The sequence below is a fragment of the Cupriavidus sp. 05N40 genome, from assembly GCF_056397305.1.
Genome location: NZ_JBFTND010000069.1, coordinates 16,107 through 35,196 on the forward strand (window position 1 = coordinate 16,107; position 19,090 = coordinate 35,196).

The following is a 19,090-nucleotide window of genomic DNA, read 5'->3' on the forward strand; positions in this document are numbered from 1 at the left end:
GGCGCCCGGCGCCTGTGCTAGCATGCGCGCTCAGGCATTGACGACCTGCCCGGCCCGGCCGATGTCGGGCACAGCCGCCATCAGCTGTCGCGTATAGGGGTGGGCGGGTGCGGAGAGCACTTCGTCGGCCGCGCCACACTCGACCAGCCGCCCTTGCCGCATCACRCCGACCTGATCGCACATCTGGCGAATCACGGCCAGGTTGTGGCTGATCAGCAGATAGGTCAGCCCGAACTCATCCTGCAGATCGCGCATCAGGTTCAACACCTGGGCTYGCACCGATACATCGAGCGAGGAGGTCGGCTCATCGCAAATCAGAAAGCCCGGCCGGCTGACCAGCGCCCGGGCGATGGCAATCCGTTGCCGCTGCCCGCCGGAGAACTGGTGCGGATAGCGACGTCCATCGTCGGGCGACATCCGTACCAGCCGCAGGGCCTGTGCCACGCGCTCGTCGCGCTCGTCGGCATCCTGGGTAAGGCTCTTTACCTCCAGCGGCTCGGCAATGATCCGGTCGATGCGCCAGCGCGGGTTCAGGCTGGCATACGGGTCCTGGAAAATCATCTGGAAACGACCCGTCAGCGCGATCTCCTTTTCGCGATCCGTGCCACGTTCGATGCCGTCCAGCACGATGGTGCCGGCATCGGGTTGCACGAGGCCGGCAATCATTCGCGCGACCGTCGATTTGCCCGAGCCGGATTCGCCCACCAGGCCGAAGGTCGAGCCACGCGGGATCTCGAAGCCGATCTCGCGCACCGCATGCAGAACGCGGCGCGGCTCGCGTGCCAGGGTGCGCAGCAGCCACCCGGGGGAAAGGTCGTAGGATCGCGACAGCCCCTGGACCGATAGCAGCGGCGCGGCCGCCGGACTGGCGATTGGCGGCATGTCGGAGGGGACCGGTGCCGGCACGTCGGCCACGCCCGCTGCCTGCACCGGGAGCCGCTTCAGCCGCTGGTGCACCGAGGGAATCGCCGCCATCAGCGCCTGCGTATAGGGCGCCTGCGGGCGGRCAAGGATCTCCCGCACCGGACCGGTTTCGAGCACGCGGCCCCGGTACATCACCATTACCCGGTCCGCAGCCTCCGCAATCACACCCATGTCGTGGGTGATCAGCATGGCCGCCGTATTGCGCTCGCGGCATACGCGCCGGAGCATGCCGATCACCTGGTCTTGCACCACCACGTCCAGCGCCGTGGTGGGCTCGTCGGCGATCAGCAGTTCGGGCTCGCCACTCAGCGCCAGGGCAATCGCCACCCGCTGCCGCATGCCGCCGGACAGCCGGTGCGGATACTGGTTGAAGCGGGCGGCGGGGTCCGGTATTTCCACGTCGGCCAGCAGCGCCAGCGCGCGCTGGCGCGCCTGCGCCGCATTCAGCGGCAGATGGGTGCGGATGGTCTCGGTGAGGTGGCGGCCGATCGTGTAGACCGGATTCAGGCTGGTCAGCGGATCCTGGAACACCATCGCTATGTGCTTGCCGCGCAGCCGGCGCATATCCTCGCCGCGCAGCGTGTCGATGCGCTCGCCATGCAGTTCGACCTGGCCTGCCGCCAGCCGGCCGGGTGCTTCGATCAGGCCGGCAACGGCATTGCCGGTCATCGACTTGCCGGCGCCGGACTCGCCGACCACGCCGAGGATTTCTCCGGGCGCGATGTCGAAGGACACGCCGTCAAGCACGCGTACGGTGCCGCGATGGGTGTCGAATTCCACCGAGAGATCGCGAACGCGCAGCAGGGGCGGCCCGGGTTGGGTGGAGGACAGGGGGGTCACCATGCGGGTCATTGCAGTTTCGGGTTGAGTGCGTCGCGAAGCCAATCCCCCACCAGATTGACCGAGAGCGCCAGCGCCAGCAGCACCAGCGCGGGGAAAAACAGGATCCACCACTCTCCGGAGAACAGGAAGCCCTGGCCTACGCGGATCAGCGTGCCGAGAGACGGCTGCGTCGGCGGCAGGCCCACGCCGAGGTAGGACAGCGTGGATTCCGCTACCACGGCCAGTGCAAAGCTGATGGTGCCGATCACCAGTACGGGGGCCAGCAGGTTGGGCAGGATGTGGCGCAACAGGATGCTGCCGCGCGAGCGCCCGCAGACGCGCGCCGCGAGCACGTAGTCCTTGTGCTTCTCCAGCATGACGGCGCCTCGCAGCGTGCGCGCGTATTGCACCCATTCCGAGAGGCCGATGGCCACGATGATCACGTACAAAGCCATCTCGTCGCGGTAGCCGGCCGGAAGAATCCCGCGTGCGATGCCGAAGATCAGCAGCGCCACCAGCAGCACCGGAAACGTCAGCTGCACGTCGGCCAGGCGCATCACCAAGGCATCGAACCAGCCGCCGGCATAGCCGGCCACCAAGCCGAGCACGATCCCGATGACCAGCGACAGCGCCACCGCCGCCGCGCCGACCAGCAGCGACATGCGCAGCCCGTAGAGCAGCGCGGAAAAGATGTCGCGGCCCTGGTCGTCGGTGCCCAGCGGATAGAACGCACCCGAGGCGCCCTGCTGCCAGGGCGGGGTGAAGGCATCGAGCAATTCCAGCGCGGCCGGATCGAACGGATCCTGGCGTGCAAGCCACGGTGCCAGCAGCGCGGCCAGTACCAACAGTGCCAGCAGGGTCACGGCCAGTTGCACGAGGCGCGAGCGCGCGAACGATCGCAGCACCGGGGAATCGGCGTTCCGCCAGCGTCGGCGCGGGGTGGGGGACAGCGTTGAGGTGGAGCGGTTTCTCATCATGTCACGCCCGCCGCAAGCGAGGGTCGACCAACAGGTAGATCAGGTCGACCGTCAGGTTGATGAACACGTAGAGCAACGCGACAGACAGCAGGTAGGCAGCGATCACGGGCACATCCACCGCCTGGATCGACGAGATGAACAGCAGCCCCACGCCCGGCCACTGGAACACCGTTTCGGTGACGATGGCGAAGGCGATCAGCGAACCGACCTGCAGGCCGGTGATGGTGACGACCGGGATCAGCGTATTGCGCAGCGCATGGCCATAGCGGATGCGCCGCTCGGGGAGGCCGCGGGCGCGGGCAAAGCGCACGTAATCCGTGCGCAGCGCCTCCATCATCTCCGCACGCACCAGCCGCATGATCAGCGTCAGCTTGAACAAGCCGAGCGTGGCCACCGGCAGCACCAGCGATGCCCATCCCGAGCGGGTCAGCAGCCCCGTGCTCCAGCCGCCTACGGCTACGGTGTCGCCGCGCCCGAACGCGGGCAGCCAGCGCAGTTCCACCGCGAACAGGTAGATCAGCAGGATGCCGATGAGGAACGTGGGCAGCGATACGCCGACCAGCGAGACCGTCATCCAGGCCCGGCTGAGCCAGCTGTCCCGGTGGATCGCCGTATGCACGCCCAATGCCACACCGCCCAGCACGGCCACGAACGCGGCCACCAGCGCCAGCTCCAGCGTGGCGGGCGCACGTTCCAGGATGACGTCCGCCACCGGCTGCTTGACCCGGTAGGAGATGCCCAGGTCGCCGCGCAGCACATGGCCGAGGTATCGCGCGTACTGGACCGGTACCGGGCGGTCGAAGCCCAGCTCGGCGATCAGCGCCTGCCGGTCTTCCAGCGAGGCATCCTCACCGAGCAGGCTGACAGTGGGATCGCCGATGTGGCGAAACACCAGGAACGCGATGAACGATACGGCCAGCAGCACCAGCAACGATTGCCCGAGCCTGCGCAGAAGGTGGACTAGCATCGGCGTGGACCGGTAAAGGTAGCGGCCTTCATCTGGCGAGCTTGAACAGCTTGAAGTAGGGCGTGTTCGACGGGTTCACCGGGATATCGAGCTTGCGCACCATGGCATAGGTCTGGATCTGGTCGTGCAGCGGCAGGTAGATCAATTCCTTCTGCACCGTGGTCCAGATGCTCTTGATGGTGGCGTCGCGCGTTTTCCGGTCGCCTTCCGCCGCCAGGGACACGATCTTGCTGTCCAGGTCCGGATCGCTGAACCGCGTGGCATTGGTGGCGCCGCGCGCGTTCTTGCCGCGCGTGTGCACCAGGTAGTCGAAGATGTAGGCCGCGTCATAGGTGGGAACGCCCCAGCCATACAGGTAGAAATCGGTGTCCAGGTTGTTGATCGCGGCACTCTGGATGGCCAGCGGGCGCGACACCACATTGGTCTTCACGCCGATGCGGCCCAGGAAGCCGGCCGTGGCCTGGCAGATCGCCTCGTCGTTCAGGTAGCGGTCGTTGGTGCAGTGGAGCGTGATGGAGAACCCGTTCGGGTAGCCCGCCTCCGCCAGCAGCGCCTTGGCGCGCGCCAGGTCTGGCTTGCCCACGACGTCGAAGGCCTTGTCATAGCCGTGGACGAACGGCGGGGAAATGATGTTGGTCGGCACGGACAGGCCGCGCATGACCGCGGTCTTGATGGCGTTGCGGTCGATGGCGAGCTGGAACGCCTCGCGCACGCGGCGATCCGCCAGCGGGTTGCGGTCCTTGACGTCCGAGTACTTCAGGGGCGCGCTGCCGACGTTCATGCCCAGGAAAATCACGCGGTTTTCTGCCGCCTGGTTGACGCGCAGCTTGGGGTCCGCACGCAGGCGCACGGTGTCCTGGATGGGCAGGTCCTGCACGAAATCGACCTCGCCAGACAGCAATGCGGCCACGCGCGTGGCGGGCGACTTGATCGGCAGGTAGACCAGTTCGTCGATCTCCAGCGGGAACTGGCCGCGGCCCCAGTATTGCGGGAACAGCTTGAGCACGGTGCGCACATCCTGCTCGCGCGAAACCAGCGTGTAGGGGCCCGTGCCATTGACGTGGCGCGTGGCGTAGGTCTCGTCCTTGGCGGAAGCCACCTGCGGTTGTTCCACGTTATGCGCCTTGGCCCATGCGGCGCTGAGGATCTGGATGTTGGTCAGGTTGTCCGGCAACAGCGGGTTGGGGCCGGYGGTCCTGATGCGGATCACGAAGGGCGAGACCTTGGTGACCTCGGTAACGGACACCAGCAGCGACTTCATGTCGGACGTTGCGGACTTGGCGCGCAGGAGCGAGAACACGGCGTCGTCGGCGGTGAACACGCTGCCGTCATGGAACTTCACGCCTTTGCGCAACTGGAATTCCCAAACCGTGGGGTCTTCGGTGCGCTGCCATGAGGTGGCGAGCGTGGGCAGCAGCTTGCCGTCCGCGGTACGGATGATGAGCGGCTCGTAGACCTGATGCAGCAGGTTGTGATTGGGGCCGTTGTTCAGTGCGTGCGGGTCCAGCGTGGAGGCGTCGACGGAGCGTGCCCAACGCACCGTCTCGGCGTGAAGCGCGGGCGCCGCAAGCAGCGTCATGGCAATGCCCGAGGCCAGCAGGGTGGCCAGGGTGACTCGTTTGATCATCGTTTCTCTTCCGTTGTTTATTGTTGTGTTGTGCTGGCGCGCGGGCCTCGCCCCGGCGCGGCGCTCAGGCCGGGGGAAAGCGCGTTGCCAGCAGCGAGAACAGCGCCCGCAATCCCTGCGCTTCGCCGCCGCGCGGACGGCCTGGCCGTTCTTCCTGGTTCCAGGCAAACAGATCTAGGTGTACCCAGGGCGTGCCGTTCGGCACGAAGGCCTCCAGGAACAACGCTGCCGTCAGCGCTCCCGCGAGCGGCGCGGCGCCAGCATTGGCGGTGTCGGCAAAGGTGGACTTCAACATGCCGCGATACGGCTGCCAGAGCGGCAGGCGCCACAGCGGATCCGCCTGCTTGCCGGCTGCGGCCAGCAGTTCCGCGGCAAGCCCGTCGTCGTTACTGAACAGGGCCGGCAGGTCGGGGCCCAGTGCCACCCGGGCGGCGCCGGTCAGCGTGGCGAGGTCGATGGCCAGCGCGGCAGGCTTGTTCCTGTCATGCCGCAACGCATGGTGCAAGGCATCGGCGAGCACCAGGCGGCCTTCGGCGTCGGTGTTCTCGATTTCCACCGTGCTGCCATTGCCGGCCCGCAGGATGTCGCCGGGGCGCAGTGCGCCGGCGCCCACGGCGTTCTCCACCGCCGGCACCACCAGCGTCAGCCGCACCGGCAGCCTGGCCTGCATCACCAGGCGCGCGAGGGCAATGGCATGGGCTGCACCGCCCATGTCCTTCTTCATCCAGCGCATGCCTTGCGCGGGCTTGATGTCCAGGCCGCCCGAATCGAAGCAGACACCCTTGCCGACCAGAACCACGCGCGGCGCGGCAGGGTCGCCCCAGTGCAGCGCGCTCACGCGCGGTGCCTGTTCAGGCGCCGCGGCGCGCCCCACGGCGTGCACCAGCGGAAAGCCGGCGTCCGGAAGCTCGTCACCCACCCATTCCGCGTAGTCCGCATCGTGTTCCAGGGCCAGGGCGCGCACCACGGCCGCCAGTTCGGCCGGGCCGAGCTGGTTGGCTGGCGCATTGACCAGGTTGCGAACCACGCGCACGGCTTCGGCCAGCGGCAGCAGCGCGTCCTGTGCACCTCGTGGCAGCACCAATTGCGCGCCATCGGCCTGCTGTACCGGCTGTTTGTCCCACCCGGGCAGCGCGCCGATGGCCCAGCCCAGCGCTGCCAGCGTGAAGTCGGTGCTGTTCTCTTCGTTCGCGAGGGCATAGCGGCCGGCAGGAAGCTGCCGTGGCAGCGCGGCCAGTTGCCATAGCGGCTGCCCGGCATCGATGCCGACGATGGCGCCGGCCAGGTCGCCGTTCGCATCAGGCAACAGCAGCGTGGTGCCTGGCTCGGCGCCGAAGCGTGTGGCGCGGGCCCAGCGGGCCTGGGCAGGCGGCAGGGAATCGAGCAGTGGTTCGATCTGTTCCGATGTGCACGCGTATAGCGGCAGGGCACCGGCGGCGTCTTCGACAAAAGGGGAAGCGGGCATATCGGATTGGGGCACGCTGGTGCAGTCGGGCACGGCTTGGCGAGATGCCGGAGCCTGCGCAACGATGCATTGGTAGCGGCCGGGAGCGACGAAAAGAGATCTGCTAGGCTACCGCGCCGGCCATGCGCCGCCAACGAAGCTAAACGTGCATCCATATACGCTTCTGCACGTTCGGCGGGATGGCACGGATCGTCGATGCCGATACATAAAGCCGCCCCCATGTATAAAAACCAGTGCAGGGAGGGGCGCTGCCGACATGGGTCCTGGAGCGAAGAGATCGAGGCGCCGACCGTCTGCCGATCCGTAGCCAAGATCTCGCGTCACCCTGACTCCGGCACAGGGCCGCGTCGCCGGGGAGGGCGCGGACAACGCCGCCGTGGCACGGGGCTCCGTAACTCTCCCCGGCGACCGGAGCCCTGGGTCGGCGGGGGACGGCGTCATGGCAATCGCAAACTAAGGCAGATGCTTGCCCGGCAAGGTCGGCTTCACGTAACGCGCGTGCGTTTCGGGCATTCCGGCATCGCGTGCGCGCCTGGCCTTTGCCGATGGCTTCTCCGGCGGATTGCGCCGCGTAAGCCGGCTCTCCGCGCGCGCGTCAAACGCGCCGATATGTACCTGCTCGCCCATGCCCCCTGCCACCTGCTGGGCGGTCGCATTGCTCCCGCCGCTCAATAGCGCCAAAACAGACGCCAGTAGACCCAGTGCCCGGATCTTGCCCATCGATTCTCTCCTCGTGACGCGTCGGCCCCAGCGGCCGCCTGCGCCCGAGAGCATATTGCCAGCACGCGTACGAGGTTGTAATCGTTTGTGAGCACGGGCGGGGACCACGGCGGGCGGCTTTCGACTGCGGCTTCAGCCGGCCGATGCAACACAGCCTGCCTGCAATCCACCCGTGTCCGCTATCGCCGCCGGTAGGTTCCGGGCGTGCTCCGCGTCCATACCTTGAACGCACGATTGAACGCCGTGGCGTCCGCGAAGCCGAGCTGCACGGCAAGCTGGGATACCGGTGTGACAGTGGTGATCAACCGCTCAATGGCGCGCAGGGCCTCTTCGTCGCGCCGCACGGGCGCCTGCAGCGCAGTGGCGTCGAACCATGCGGCGGTGCGCGGCTGGCCAAAGCGGATCGGCGCCGGAAACACCATGGGGTAGATGGCAGCGTAGGCTGGTTCCGGAAAGCTGAAATCGATGCGACGCAGCGGCAGCCGCGACGCGTTCAGCCAGGCCAGCATCTGCCAGAACACCCGGACGAGCATCTCATGCAGAAAGTTCTGCGCACCGATCGCCTTGCGCGCGAAGGACATGCCGAATCCGCAGAGCTCACCATCCTGCACGGCTTCCATGGTCACGTCATGCTGCAGCAGTGTGAACGTGTGCGCGGCACGCCGCAAGGCAACCTGCAAAGAGGGGCACCCCCAGCGTGCTCCGGCCAATCAGCAGGAAGCTGCCGCGCCGGACGGGCAGTGACAGGAAGCCTATGCATTCATCGCCGAGTTTCTCGATCAGCAGCGCGAAGGCCGCAGCGTAGCTGCCTACCGGTATGCGTGGCGCCCCTCCATAATGGAGGGATGCCCGGTGAAGGCGGCTTGCGCACCATACGACGTGGCGCGACGGTCCGACCCGGGACGGTTGCCCGCTTTTTTCCACGTTGGAGCCGCTGCGGCGGTCGCCGGCAAGGTCGGCCCGCCATGCGTTGCACGCCGCCCCGCTCTTGATAAAAGGTACTGCCATGACTGCTCGCCTGCGCGCTTGGATTCCAGTGCTGTCGCTCGCGCTTGCCGCGAATGCATCCGTGGGGGCCGAGCCCGCCACGGATGCGCTCAGCGACACCGAGATCAGCGATGCCTACATCTATCTGCTGGGCCGCCTGCTGGTGACGCGTCAGCAGCAACTCGACTTCCGGGAGGGCTTCCAATGGAACCAGTTCATGCACCGGAAGCCCGGCGCGGTGGACTGGCCCAATCCCAATCTCGACGTGGCCTATTCCGAAGCGTGGCTTGCCGTCGACGACGCGAGCTGCACGGTGGTCGGTGTGCCGCCGGTGAAGAATCGCTACTACACGGTGCAGATCCTGAACGGCTGGGGCGAGACGCTGGCCAATATCAATGAGCGGCTGTTTCCGGCGCGCCCGGCCGGGGATTTCGCAGTGTGCCTGAGGGGCGCGAAGGCGCCGGTTCCGCCCGGCGCGATCCGGATCGATCTGCCGGTCAAGTCCGCGCGCGTGCTGGCGCGCGTGGCGCTGGGCAACGACCCCGATGCCGCGATCGCGCTGCAACGGCAGTTCACGCTGACGCAGACCGGCAAGCCCGYCGTGCCGGCGATTCCTGCCACGCTGATGTTCGAACCGGAGAAACTGCCCGGTGTGGAGGCGTTCGATGCGGCGGCCCTGGCGCTGGACAGCGGCCCCGACTTGAACGCGGGGCTGGAGCCGATGCAGGCGCTCACGCGCCGCGTAGCGGCGGCAGCCGCCGACCCGTCGTCGCGTGCCCGGATCGATCAGGTGATACGGACGCAGGCGCTGCCGGCGTTTGGAAAGGCCGGTACGATCATCGGTCACGGCTCGGTGCATAACGGGTGGGCACGCCCGGGCGTCGTGGGGGAGTACGGCATCGACTACGTGACCCGCGCACTGGTGAACTACGGCGGCATCTGGGCGAATATCAAACCGGAGGTGCTGTACTACCGCGGCGGCAACGATGCCAGCGGCGCGGTTCTGAATGGCGACCACGTCTACACGCTGACCTTCCCCAAGGACGCCCTGCCGTCGCGCTTCGCGAAGTATTTCTGGTCCGTGATCGCGGTGGACAGCGCCCGCTTCCGCGTCTTGCCGAATCCGCAGCAGAAGTACCTGGTCAATGAGCAGTCCGGGCTGAGCTATGGCGCCGATGGCTCGCTGACGCTGTTCTTCGCCGCGGAGAAGCCGGCCAATGCGCCGGCAGGCAACTGGCTGCCGACGCCGCGCGGCACGCAATACCGCCTGACCTTCCGCTACTACGGCCCGCTCGACGGTGTTGCCAACGGCACCTACTATCCGCCGGCGCTCGTCAAGGTCAAATAGCGCACGTGCGAAGCGCGCATCCCACACATCCAGACTGAACACGCGTAAGGACAACCGAGGCGCGTGAAGGGGGACATATGGAAAAGGGAATCGAGCTCGATGGCGCGCTGACCAGGAGGCTCGCGGGCTGGCGTGAGCCCGTTGCTTTCATCGCGATATCCCATGCCTGATTCGCTGTCGAAAATGGCCTGGCGACAAATCGTGTCAGATTTTTCTCTATTTCTCCCGGCAACTCTCTTTTGGACACCGCATCGCTATAGTCGGGCCTGGTGAGCGCTTTGGCGGCGCCAACGACAAGGCAGGAGGAAGAGATGGATGTCACGCCGATTGGTTCACGAGCTGCAACGTCGCGGATAGCACAGCAAGGACGGGCACGACACGAAGCCATCCGCCACCGGGGTATTGCGGAGCTGTTGCTAGGTGTCGTGATGGAATCAACATGCGGTGCAGCGAGCCCGCTCATGCTGACCGTGCATGTCGGCGGGCCATTGCTTGATGGCCGGTTCGACCTCGATGCACGCCTGGTGCATGCGGATGCCCGGCAGCAGCGCTGGCTGGCCGAGCTCAGGCAGGCGGGGATGCTTGTGGGTCGCGCGCACGTTGTGCTGGAGGGCGAGCTACCTTCATCGAGCTATGTGCCATGGCGTAGCGGGATCGGGCCCGCCGCGATAAGGAGTGGCGATGACATTGCGCTGTGCTTGCGGGTAGCGCGACTGGGTGACAGGGATTCACAGTTGCGTGCCGACGGAGAAGCCTTGATTCCACTATGGTCCACCATCCGCTATTTCGGCGACATGGGACAGCCTGCACGGGAGCGGGGATCTCTGACTGTATCGCCAATGTGCGAGCGCCGGCTTGGCGCGCTTGCCCAGTACGAATTCGAAGTGTTCGAGGCCGGGACGCGGGTCGCTACGCTAACCGCCGTCTACGGCCACGAGCATGCCTAGACGCGAGAATCGGTCGGCGCGACCTGCGGTCCTGGCCGCAGCCATTGGTCTTGCCCGGCGCGGGGGGCTTCATGGCTTTTCCATCAGCGATCTCGGTGAAGCGCTCGGGGTGTCCAAGAGTTGCGTCTACCGGCATTTCGAGTCCCGCAACGACATCGTGGCGCAAGCTGTGTTGGCCTATGGGGGGGCGCTTGCAAGCCACGCGACCAGCGCTGCCGCCCGGGCGCCCGCAGGGGTGCGTCGACTGTTAAGCATGCTGGACGTCTGGCTTGGCGAATACGTGCTGCGGGGTGGCTGTCTTATCCTGCGTGCGGGGAGCGAATGCACCAATCGGGCCGAGGACGAAGTCAGCCGCAGCACTGCGCGGGCGGTGACCACGTGGCGTGGTTTGCTTGTGTCGCAACTGAAGGATGCCAGGCGGATTGGCGAGATCGCTCCGGAAGTCGACCCTCAGCGCGTCGTGTTCGAGATCTTCAGTTTTGCCCTGGGTATCCAGCATGACCACCTGTTCCTTGGTGATCCGGTGGCATTCCGGCATGCGGTGCTCAGCAGCATGCTTGGCCGTCATGGCATCCGGATGCCCGGCGAAGCGACATTGCGCATGACCGGTCCGCGTGCCATTGTGCTCAGCTGACCCGCCGGGCTGCCTTGGCGACGGCGGTTCTGCTCATTCCCGCTCGCGCAACGCCAGCAGTTCGCGCTTGGCCGCGGCCAGCACCGCGTCGGATCGCTTCTCGTCGGCCATCACGCGGGACACCACCAGGGCGCCGATCAGCGCGCTGACCGCGAACATTGCCTTGTCGGGATCTTCACCGCCCAGTGCTTCGTCCATCCGGCCGATAAACCGTTCGATGTGGGCCGACATGGCCTCGCGCGCCGGTTCGTCAGCCCGAGCCACATCGCCGGCGAGCGCGGCGATCGCGCAGCCGGTCGTGCGCGAGTCCCGGTGCGTGCGGCTCAGGTAGCTGCGTACCGTCGAGCCGAAGTCTGGCGCCGCCTTGGTGCTCTTCGCTTCGAATGCGGCTTTGCCATCATCCAGCGCGCGCTCCAGCGCTTGTGTCAGCAACGCCGAGCGCGACGCGAAGTGACCATAAAAGCCTCCGTGGGTCAGCTCGGCGCTGCGCATCAGTTTCCCGACGCTGACGGACTCCAGTCCGGCATTCCGGATCTGCTCTGCTGCCTGGCTCAGGATGCGCTCCCTGCTGCGCGCCTTATCCGCCTGGGAGTGGCCCATGATTCATATCCCCGGTTTGTTGTCTTGACATTCTGCATTGTGATGGTCATCCTCCAGAATGACAACCATCATGCAGATTGCGAGCCGCCGCCATGGCAGAATTCGACGCACTCAACGCGGACCTGGACGATTACGAGGTTCCCTTCAAGGGCATCGTCGAGCAGTCGGTCGCCGGCATCTACATCCTGCAGGACGGCCGCTTCCGCTATGTCAACGAGACCTTCGCGCGTATGTGCGGGCTGAGGCGCGAGCGACTGGTCGGCGCCAGGTTGCGCGACGTCGCCCATCCCTCGCAGCGCGTGGCACTGCTGAACCAGTACCAGCGGAGGATCAGGGGATACGCTGCCCCCGAGATGTTCGTCATTCGAAGGACATCGTCGCGAAACCCCGGCTGCTTCGAAATCCACGGCACGCGCGTGATGTTCCACGGGCGCCCGGCCATCGTCGGCGTCGGCATCGACATCACCGAGCGAGAGCGGCAGCGCGCCGAGCTGATCGAGGCCAGCGAGCGCCTGCAGGAACTGGTGGCCAGCGCCAACAGCGTGCGCGAGAACGAGCGCAACCGCGTCGCGCGAGAACTGCACGATGTCATCGGCGGCATGCTGACGGCGATCAAATTCGACCTGTCGCGGCTGTCGCGCGGCATCGAGGCGCTGGACCGCTCGCGCGCGCCGCGCGCAAGGCAGGGCGGGGCGGCGGCGCCAGCGCTAGCCTCGCTGGCGCTCACAGCGGCGCAGACCCTTCAGCTCACGCAGGAAACGATTGAAGCCGTGCGCACGATATCCGAAGGGCTGCGGCCTGGCGCCCTCGACCATCTCGGACTGTGCGACACCCTGTGCCTCGATCTCGGACGCTTTGACAGGCGCTACGGCATTGCCACCCGCTTGCTGACTTCCGGTGCGCCGCGCGCACTGGACCGCTCCCGTGAGATGGGCATCTACCGGATTTTCCAGGAAGCGCTGACCAATGTCGCGCGCCATTCCATGGCCACCGAAGTGACGGTCCGCCTCGACTGGGCGGCGGACCGGCTGGAACTGGAGATTTCGGACAACGGCCTCGGCTTCGACTCCGACCGCACCGCGTCCTGTGGGCATCTTGGCCTGCTGGGCATGCAGGAACGCGCGCGCGAGCTGGACGGCACGCTGGTGCTGGACACCGGCCCCCGCTCCGGCGCGCGCGTGCGGTTGAGCGTGCCGGTTCCGCCTTGCACTGACGAACAAACCAACGAACAAACCGACGAACAAACCAACGAACAAGCAAACGAATACGCCACCAACCCGGCGCATATCGACGGAGAGAGACATGATTCGCCTGCTGCTGATCGACGATCACACCATTTTCCGCCAGGGGCTCAAGCGGCTGCTGGCCGAGCACGATGAGTTTGACGTTGTCGCCGAAGCCGGCGACGCGTCCGAGGCACTTGGCCGCCTGCGCGAGCAGTCGTTCGACGTGGCGCTGCTCGACGTCAACCTGCCGGGGCGCAGCGGCCTGGAGATGCTGCCCTCGCTGCGCGCCGAGCGACCCGCGATGCCGGTGGTGGTGCTGAGCATGTACCCGGCCGAGCAGTACGCGCTGCGTGCCTTCCAGGCCGGGGCGTCGGGCTATGTCACCAAGGACATGGACGCGATGGAGCTGGTCGATTCGATCCGCAACGTGGCCAAGGGCAAGCGCTACATGACGCCCGCCGTGGCCAACTGCCTGCTCGACGGTTTTGGGCGTGTCGCCGACAGCGCGCCGCACCAGCAACTGTCGTCGCGCGAGTACGAGATCATGCTGCTGATCGTGCGCGGCATCCGGCTGACGGAGATCGGGCGTCAGATGTTCCTGAGCGTGAAGACCGTCAGCACCTATCGCTCGCGCGTCCTGAAGAAGCTCGGCGTTGCCAGCAACGCCGAGCTGGCGCGCTATGCCGTCGAGCATCGCCTGATCGACTGATTCCCGAAACCTCCACCACCTTCAGAAAACGCTGACAGCGCGCAGAGCCAGTTCCGACAGCGGGATTCGCGCCTGGCATCCACACTCTCCTTAACGACATGACTCCACCGGAGTCGGAACCGAAGGAGAGAAAGATGGCCACGGACGTGCTGCTGCACCTGGACGACGGCGTGCTGGTCGTGACGATCAGCCGGCCGGCGAAGAAGAACGCGATCACCGCGCAGATGTACCGCGCGCTGGCCGACGCCATCATCGAGGCCGATCGCCGCGATGACGTGCGTGCCGTGCTGCTCCAGGGCGAGGGCGGCAACTTCAGCAGCGGCAATGACATCGGCCTGTTCGTGAACGCACAGGCGTCCGAACACAAGGCGTCGCCCGCTGTCCCTTTCCTGCAGGCGGTCATCGCGCTGCGCAAGCCGATGGTGGCTTGCGTGTGCGGTCACGCGGTCGGCATCGGCGCCACCGTCCTGCTGCATTGCGACTACGTCGTCGCCTCCGACGATGCGCGCATCCGCTTCCCGTTTGTCGATCTCGGCCTGTGCCCGGAATTCGCCTCCACGCTGCTGCTCCAGCAGGTGGTGGGCCGCAACAAGGCCGCCGAATGGCTGCTGCTCGGCGCCACCATCCCCGCCGCCGAAGCGCATCGCGCGGGACTGGTCAATCGCGTCATGCCGCAGCAAGCGGCCGGCGAAGAGGCGCTGCTCGTCGCCAAATGCCTCGCCGCCAAGCCGCGCCAGGCCTTGATGGCGACGCGCGGCCTGGTGCGCGAGGCGACCGAGGCCCTGGTGCAGGACAGCCTCCGGCGGGAGACGGTCACCTTCGACACCCTGCGCCAGTCCCCGGAGGCGCAGGAAATCTTCCGGCGCTTCCTGCAGCGCACGCCGGCCCCGACGCCTGTCCGCGCCTGAGCGGGGCATCCGGACCATTTCCACTTCCAAAAGCCAGTGCCGGGCAAAGCCGCCCGTCAGCAAAGGACCTTCCATGAGCACCCAATACGAAGTCTTCGACGACATCGCGGTCATCACGATCGCCAATCCGCCGGTCAATGGCCTGGGCTACGCCGTGCGCGTGGGCATCATCGCAGGCATCGACCGCGCCGCGGCCGATACCAGCGTCAGGGCCATCGTGCTGACCGGCGCCGGCAAGGCCTTCTCCGGCGGCGCCGACATGCGCGAATTCAATGCGCCGAAGACTGGCGGCGAGCCGGGCCTGAACACGGTGCTGGCGGCGATCGAAAACAGCGCCAAGCCGGTAGTTGCCGCCGTGCACTCGGTGGCAATGGGCGGCGGCCTCGAACTGGCGCTTGCGTGCCACTACCGCGTGGCCGTGCCGAAGGCGCGCATCGCGCTGTCGGAGGTGACCATGGGATTGTTGCCTGGCGCCGGCGGCACGCAGCGGCTGCCGCGGCTGATCGGCCTGGAGGCGGCCACCAACATGATCGTGCACGGCACGTCGATCCCGTCCGAGGCGCTGGCCGACTCCGGGCTGTTCGACCGGTTTGCGCAAGGCGACGTGGTTGCTGCCGCGCTCGCTTTCGCGCGGGAGGTCTCCGCGCGTCCGGGGCCGCATCCGCGCGTGCGCGACCTCGCGGTCCGCCATCCCAATCCCGAGGGCTACCTGGCGGTGGCGCGTGCTGCCATTGCCGCCCGCTACAAGAACCTGCCGGCGCCGTTGCGCTGCCTCGACGCCATCGAGGCAAGCTTCACGCTGCCCTTCGACGAAGGCCTGGCGCTCGAACGCCGCTTCTTTCTCGAACTGATGAATGGCGCCGTGTCGAAGTCGCTGCGCCACGCCTTCTTCTCGGAACGCGCGGCGGCCAAGCTGGCGGACGTGCCGGACTCGGTGGCCGAGCGGACGATCGGCAAGGTGGCCGTCGTCGGCGCCGGGCTGATGGGTAGCGGCATCGCGATGAACTTCCTCGGCGCCGGCCTGCGGGTCGTGCTGCTGGATGTGTCGGAAGAGGCGGTGCAGAAGGGCGCCGCCACCATCCGCCGCAACTACGAGGCGAGCGTAAAGAAGGGCAAGCTGGCCGCGGAGGCCGTCGAAGCGCGCATGGCGCTGCTGCAGCCGACCGTCGACCTGGGCCGGGTCGGCGATTGCGACCTCGTGATCGAGGCGGTCTACGAAGACATGGACGTCAAGCTGCGCACCTTCCGCGCGCTCGATGAAGTGGCCCGCCCCGGCGCGATCCTGGCCACCAATACCTCGACGCTCGACGTCGACCGCATCGCCGCCGAAACCGCTCGCCCGCAGGACGTGGTGGGCCTGCACTTCTTCAGCCCCGCCAACGTGATGCGCCTGCTGGAAGTGGTGCGCGGCGCGCAGACCGCGCCTGATGTGCTGCAGACCGCGATGCGCCTGGCCCGCCGGATCGGCAAGGTGGCGGTGGTGTCCGGCGTGTGCGACGGCTTTATCGGCAACCGCATGCTGGCGAAATACACGCGGCGCGCCGGCGAGCTGCTGGAGCAGGGTGCGCTGCCCGAACAGGTCGACCGCGCCATCGAGGAATTCGGGCTCGCCATGGGGCCGTTCCGGATGGCCGACCTTGCCGGCAACGACATCGGCTGGGCTATCCGCAAGCGCCGCTATGCCGAAGCCCCGTCGCTGCCGCGCTTCGCGCTGGGCGACCAGCTGTGCGAGGCGGGCCATTTTGGCCAGAAGACCGGGGCAGGCTGGTACGACTACGAGGCCGGCCAGCGCAAGGCACTGCCGTCGGCGCGCACGCGCGCCATGCTGGAGGCGTACTGGCAGCAGCACGGCGTGACGCCGAAGCGCTTTAGCAACGAGGAGATCGTCGACCGGCTGATCTACGCGCTGGTGAATGAAGGTGCCGCGATCCTTGAGGAAGGCATCGCCGCGCGCGCATCCGATATCGACGCCGTCTACCTGCACGGCTATGGCTTCCCGGCCTGGCGCGGCGGCCCGATGTTCTACGCCGATACGGTCGGCGTGACCAATGTCCGCCGCACGCTGCGCGCGCTGTCTGCGCAAGACACGAGCTGGACGCCGGCCGCGCTGGTCGATCAGATCGCTGACGAAGGCGGCGCCTTCAACGCCTGAATTCCCCAACCCAACGGAAAACCATCATGAATGAGGCTGTCATCGTTTCGACCGCCCGCACCGGCCTGGCAAAGAGCTGGAAGGGCGCCTTCAACATGACCCATGGCGCCACGCTCGGCGCGCATGCGGTGCGCCATGCGGTGGCTCGCTCGGGCCTGGACCCGGCCGAGTTCGAGGACTGCGTGATCGGCGGGACCTTCGGCGAAGGCACCACCGGCGGCAATATCGCCCGCGCCATTGCCCTGCGAGCGGGCCTGCCGGTGACGACGGGCGGGGTCAGCGTCAACCGTTTCTGTTCGTCCGGCCTGCAGACCATTGCGATGGCCGCGCAGCGCGTGATCCTGGAAGGCGCGCCGGCCATCGTGGCGGGCGGCGTCGAATCGATCTCGTGCGTGCAGAACCAGGCCAACACGCACATGCGGCGCGATCCGTGGCTGGTCGAGCACAAGCCGGAGTTGTACTGGAACATGCTGCAGACCGCCGAGCAGGTCGCCAAGCGCTACGGCATCAGCAAGGAGGCGCAGGACGCCTACGGCGCGCGCAGCCAGCAGCGCGCCGCGGCGGCGCAGGCCGCCGGCAGGTTCGACCACGAGATCGTGCCGATGACGACCACCATGGGCGTGGTCGACGCAGGCGGCCGTGTCACCACCCGCGAAGTCACGATCTCGCACGATGAAGGCATCCGCGCCGATACCACGCTGGAGGCGGTGTCGCGCATCCGTCCCGCGCTGCCGGGTGGCGTCGTCACGGCGGGCAATGCGAGCCAGTTCTCCGACGGCGCGTCGGCCTGCGTGGTGATGAACGCAAGGCTGGCGCAGCAGCGGGGCATCGAGCCGCTGGGCCTGTTCCGCGGCTTCGCGGTCGCCGGCTGCGAGCCGGACGAGATGGGCATCGGTCCTGTCTTTGCCGTACCGCGCCTGCTGGAGCGCGCCGGCGTGAAACTGGAAGACATCGACCTGTGGGAGCTGAACGAGGCGTTCGCCTGCCAGGTGCTCTATTGCCGCGACAAGCTCGGCATTCCTGATGAGCGTCTCAATGTCAACGGCGGCGCGATCGCGGTCGGCCATCCCTATGGCGTCAGCGGTTCACGGCTGACGGGCCATGCGCTGATCGAGGGCAAGCGCCGCGGCGCGAAGTATGTCGTGGTGACCATGTGTATTGGCGGCGGGCAGGGTGCCGCCGGTTTGTTCGAAGTGCTCTGACGAAATCCATCCATCAACAAGGAGACGGCAATGACTGCTGTGGCAAATCTTTTCGACCTGAAGGGCCGCACCGCCCTCGTCACCGGCGGGTCCAGCGGCCTGGGCCTGCAGATCGCCGAGGCGCTCGGCACGCAGGGCGCGCGCGTGGTGATCTCGGCGCGCAAGGCGGATGCGCTGGAGTCTGCCCAGGCACACCTGGCCAGCCTGGGCGTGGACGCAAGCTGGATCGCCGCGGACAACGCCGCCGAGGACGATATCGAGCGCCTCGCCGTTGAGGCGATGGCACGCCTGGGCAAGGTCGACATCCTGGTCAACAACGCCGGCGCCACGTGGGGCGCGACCACCGCCGACCATCCGCTGGCCGCCTGGGACAAGGTCATGAACCTGAATGTGCGGGCGATCTTCCTGCTGACGCAGAAGATCGGCAAGCTGTCGATGATCCCGAACCGCTACGGCCGCGTGATCAACCTGGCCTCGATTGCCGGACTCAAGGGTAACGGCCCCAAGGGCCAGCCGACCATCGCCTACAACACCAGCAAGGGCGCCGTCGTCAATTTCACGCGCGCGCTCGCCGGCGAATGGGGCCCGCACGGCATCACCGTCAATGCGCTCGCACCGGGATTCTTCCCGTCGAAGATGACAAAGGGAACGATCGAGAAGCTCGGCGTCGAGAAGCTGTCGGAGCGCGCGCCCCTGCAGCGCATCGGTGATGACGACGACCTCAAGGGCGCAGCCCTGCTGTTTGCCAGCGACGCCGGCAAGCACATTACCGGCCAGATTCTCGCCGTCGACGGCGGCCTGACCGCCGTCTGAAGCTGTCCAGCCGCAATCCAATCCAACGCAAGCGAAGGAAACCATCATGAGCAACGCAGCAG

Annotated in this window: 17 protein-coding genes; 9 read left to right on the plus strand and 8 right to left on the minus strand. The window is 67.0% G+C overall.

What is annotated here, in order from left to right:
- Window positions 1-30: 30 nt before the first annotated feature.
- The 7 genes from AC1DO7_RS17485 to AC1DO7_RS17515 form a co-directional block, all read right to left on the minus strand.
- Window positions 31-1,767, minus strand: a complete 1,737-nt coding sequence (locus AC1DO7_RS17485) for a dipeptide ABC transporter ATP-binding protein (protein WP_477116375.1) — start codon at window positions 1,765-1,767, stop codon at window positions 31-33.
- A 5-nt stretch (window positions 1,768-1,772) separates the two neighbouring features.
- Window positions 1,773-2,720: an ABC transporter permease gene (locus AC1DO7_RS17490; RefSeq protein WP_441612262.1), complete on the minus strand. Its 948-nt coding sequence runs from the start codon at window positions 2,718-2,720 to the stop codon at window positions 1,773-1,775.
- 4 nt (window positions 2,721-2,724) lie between these two features.
- Window positions 2,725-3,690 carry an ABC transporter permease gene (locus tag AC1DO7_RS17495; protein ID WP_441643115.1) on the minus strand — a complete coding sequence of 322 codons (966 nt, stop codon included), beginning with the start codon at window positions 3,688-3,690 and terminating at the stop codon, window positions 2,725-2,727.
- A gap of 28 nt (window positions 3,691-3,718) precedes the next feature.
- On the minus strand, window positions 3,719-5,317 hold the full coding sequence (locus AC1DO7_RS17500) for an ABC transporter substrate-binding protein (protein ID WP_477116371.1): 1,599 nt from the start codon (window positions 5,315-5,317) through the stop codon (window positions 3,719-3,721).
- A gap of 64 nt (window positions 5,318-5,381) precedes the next feature.
- Window positions 5,382-6,782 (minus strand): leucyl aminopeptidase family protein, encoded by a 1,401-nt coding sequence (locus AC1DO7_RS17505; protein WP_441611899.1) that lies wholly within the window; start codon window positions 6,780-6,782, stop codon window positions 5,382-5,384.
- 453 nt (window positions 6,783-7,235) lie between these two features.
- Window positions 7,236-7,502 carry a hypothetical protein gene (locus AC1DO7_RS17510; protein WP_441611900.1) on the minus strand — a complete coding sequence of 89 codons (267 nt, stop codon included), beginning with the start codon at window positions 7,500-7,502 and terminating at the stop codon, window positions 7,236-7,238.
- A gap of 179 nt (window positions 7,503-7,681) precedes the next feature.
- Window positions 7,682-8,212 carry an AraC family transcriptional regulator gene (locus AC1DO7_RS17515; protein WP_441611901.1) on the minus strand — a complete coding sequence of 177 codons (531 nt, stop codon included), beginning with the start codon at window positions 8,210-8,212 and terminating at the stop codon, window positions 7,682-7,684.
- 260 nt (window positions 8,213-8,472) lie between these two features.
- Here AC1DO7_RS17515 and AC1DO7_RS17520 point away from each other — a divergent pair, with 260 nt between their 5' ends.
- The 3 genes from AC1DO7_RS17520 to AC1DO7_RS17530 all read left to right on the plus strand — a co-directional run bounded on the left by AC1DO7_RS17520 (window position 8,473) and on the right by AC1DO7_RS17530 (window position 11,418).
- Complete coding sequence (locus AC1DO7_RS17520; protein WP_477116372.1) at window positions 8,473-9,837, plus strand: DUF1214 domain-containing protein; 1,365 nt, start codon at window positions 8,473-8,475, stop codon at window positions 9,835-9,837.
- Window positions 9,838-10,148: 311 nt separating this feature from the next.
- Window positions 10,149-10,784, plus strand: coding sequence for a hypothetical protein (locus AC1DO7_RS17525; RefSeq protein ID WP_441643117.1), 636 nt, complete (start codon window positions 10,149-10,151; stop codon window positions 10,782-10,784).
- Complete coding sequence (locus AC1DO7_RS17530) at window positions 10,777-11,418, plus strand: TetR/AcrR family transcriptional regulator (protein ID WP_441611904.1); 642 nt, start codon at window positions 10,777-10,779, stop codon at window positions 11,416-11,418. Before AC1DO7_RS17525 ends, AC1DO7_RS17530 begins: the two co-directional genes overlap by 8 nt.
- A gap of 33 nt (window positions 11,419-11,451) precedes the next feature.
- Here the strand turns inward: AC1DO7_RS17530 and AC1DO7_RS17535 are convergent, their stop codons facing one another.
- Window positions 11,452-12,018 carry a TetR/AcrR family transcriptional regulator gene (locus AC1DO7_RS17535; protein WP_441611905.1) on the minus strand — a complete coding sequence of 189 codons (567 nt, stop codon included), beginning with the start codon at window positions 12,016-12,018 and terminating at the stop codon, window positions 11,452-11,454.
- Between the two features lie 92 nt (window positions 12,019-12,110).
- On the opposite strand from AC1DO7_RS17535, the gene AC1DO7_RS17540 reads away from it, so the two are divergent.
- From AC1DO7_RS17540 to AC1DO7_RS17565, 6 genes are all read left to right on the plus strand, one after another.
- Window positions 12,111-13,397: a PAS domain-containing sensor histidine kinase gene (locus AC1DO7_RS17540; RefSeq protein ID WP_441611906.1), complete on the plus strand. Its 1,287-nt coding sequence runs from the start codon at window positions 12,111-12,113 to the stop codon at window positions 13,395-13,397.
- On the plus strand, window positions 13,321-13,953 hold the full coding sequence (locus AC1DO7_RS17545; protein WP_441611907.1) for a response regulator: 633 nt from the start codon (window positions 13,321-13,323) through the stop codon (window positions 13,951-13,953). Before AC1DO7_RS17540 ends, AC1DO7_RS17545 begins: the two co-directional genes overlap by 77 nt.
- 134 nt (window positions 13,954-14,087) lie before the next feature.
- Complete coding sequence (locus AC1DO7_RS17550; protein WP_477116373.1) at window positions 14,088-14,861, plus strand: enoyl-CoA hydratase-related protein; 774 nt, start codon at window positions 14,088-14,090, stop codon at window positions 14,859-14,861.
- 73 nt (window positions 14,862-14,934) lie between these two features.
- Complete coding sequence (locus AC1DO7_RS17555) at window positions 14,935-17,013, plus strand: 3-hydroxyacyl-CoA dehydrogenase NAD-binding domain-containing protein (protein ID WP_441611909.1); 2,079 nt, start codon at window positions 14,935-14,937, stop codon at window positions 17,011-17,013.
- 26 nt (window positions 17,014-17,039) lie between these two features.
- Window positions 17,040-18,215, plus strand: a complete 1,176-nt coding sequence (locus AC1DO7_RS17560) for an acetyl-CoA C-acyltransferase (protein ID WP_441611910.1) — start codon at window positions 17,040-17,042, stop codon at window positions 18,213-18,215.
- A gap of 30 nt (window positions 18,216-18,245) precedes the next feature.
- Window positions 18,246-19,028 carry an SDR family oxidoreductase gene (locus tag AC1DO7_RS17565; protein ID WP_441611911.1) on the plus strand — a complete coding sequence of 261 codons (783 nt, stop codon included), beginning with the start codon at window positions 18,246-18,248 and terminating at the stop codon, window positions 19,026-19,028.
- Window positions 19,029-19,090 lie beyond the last annotated feature (62 nt).

Excerpts from the sequence above, each read along its gene's own strand:
- AC1DO7_RS17490 (WP_441612262.1), bottom strand. The coding sequence starts at position 2,720 with ATGAGAAACCGCTCCACCTCAACGCTGTCCCCCACCCCGCGCCGACGC.
- AC1DO7_RS17495 (WP_441643115.1), bottom strand. The coding sequence starts at position 3,690 with ATGCTAGTCCACCTTCTGCGCAGGCTCGGGCAATCGTTGCTGGTGCTG.
- AC1DO7_RS17505 (WP_441611899.1), bottom strand. The coding sequence starts at position 6,782 with ATGCCCGCTTCCCCTTTTGTCGAAGACGCCGCCGGTGCCCTGCCGCTA.
- AC1DO7_RS17510 (WP_441611900.1), bottom strand. The coding sequence starts at position 7,502 with ATGGGCAAGATCCGGGCACTGGGTCTACTGGCGTCTGTTTTGGCGCTA.
- AC1DO7_RS17525 (WP_441643117.1), top strand. The coding sequence starts at position 10,149 with ATGGATGTCACGCCGATTGGTTCACGAGCTGCAACGTCGCGGATAGCA.
- AC1DO7_RS17530 (WP_441611904.1), top strand. The coding sequence starts at position 10,777 with ATGCCTAGACGCGAGAATCGGTCGGCGCGACCTGCGGTCCTGGCCGCA.
- AC1DO7_RS17535 (WP_441611905.1), bottom strand. The coding sequence starts at position 12,018 with ATGGGCCACTCCCAGGCGGATAAGGCGCGCAGCAGGGAGCGCATCCTG.
- AC1DO7_RS17540 (WP_441611906.1), top strand. The coding sequence starts at position 12,111 with ATGGCAGAATTCGACGCACTCAACGCGGACCTGGACGATTACGAGGTT.
- AC1DO7_RS17545 (WP_441611907.1), top strand. The coding sequence starts at position 13,321 with ATGATTCGCCTGCTGCTGATCGACGATCACACCATTTTCCGCCAGGGG.
- AC1DO7_RS17550 (WP_477116373.1), top strand. The coding sequence starts at position 14,088 with ATGGCCACGGACGTGCTGCTGCACCTGGACGACGGCGTGCTGGTCGTG.
- AC1DO7_RS17555 (WP_441611909.1), top strand. The coding sequence starts at position 14,935 with ATGAGCACCCAATACGAAGTCTTCGACGACATCGCGGTCATCACGATC.
- AC1DO7_RS17560 (WP_441611910.1), top strand. The coding sequence starts at position 17,040 with ATGAATGAGGCTGTCATCGTTTCGACCGCCCGCACCGGCCTGGCAAAG.
- AC1DO7_RS17565 (WP_441611911.1), top strand. The coding sequence starts at position 18,246 with ATGACTGCTGTGGCAAATCTTTTCGACCTGAAGGGCCGCACCGCCCTC.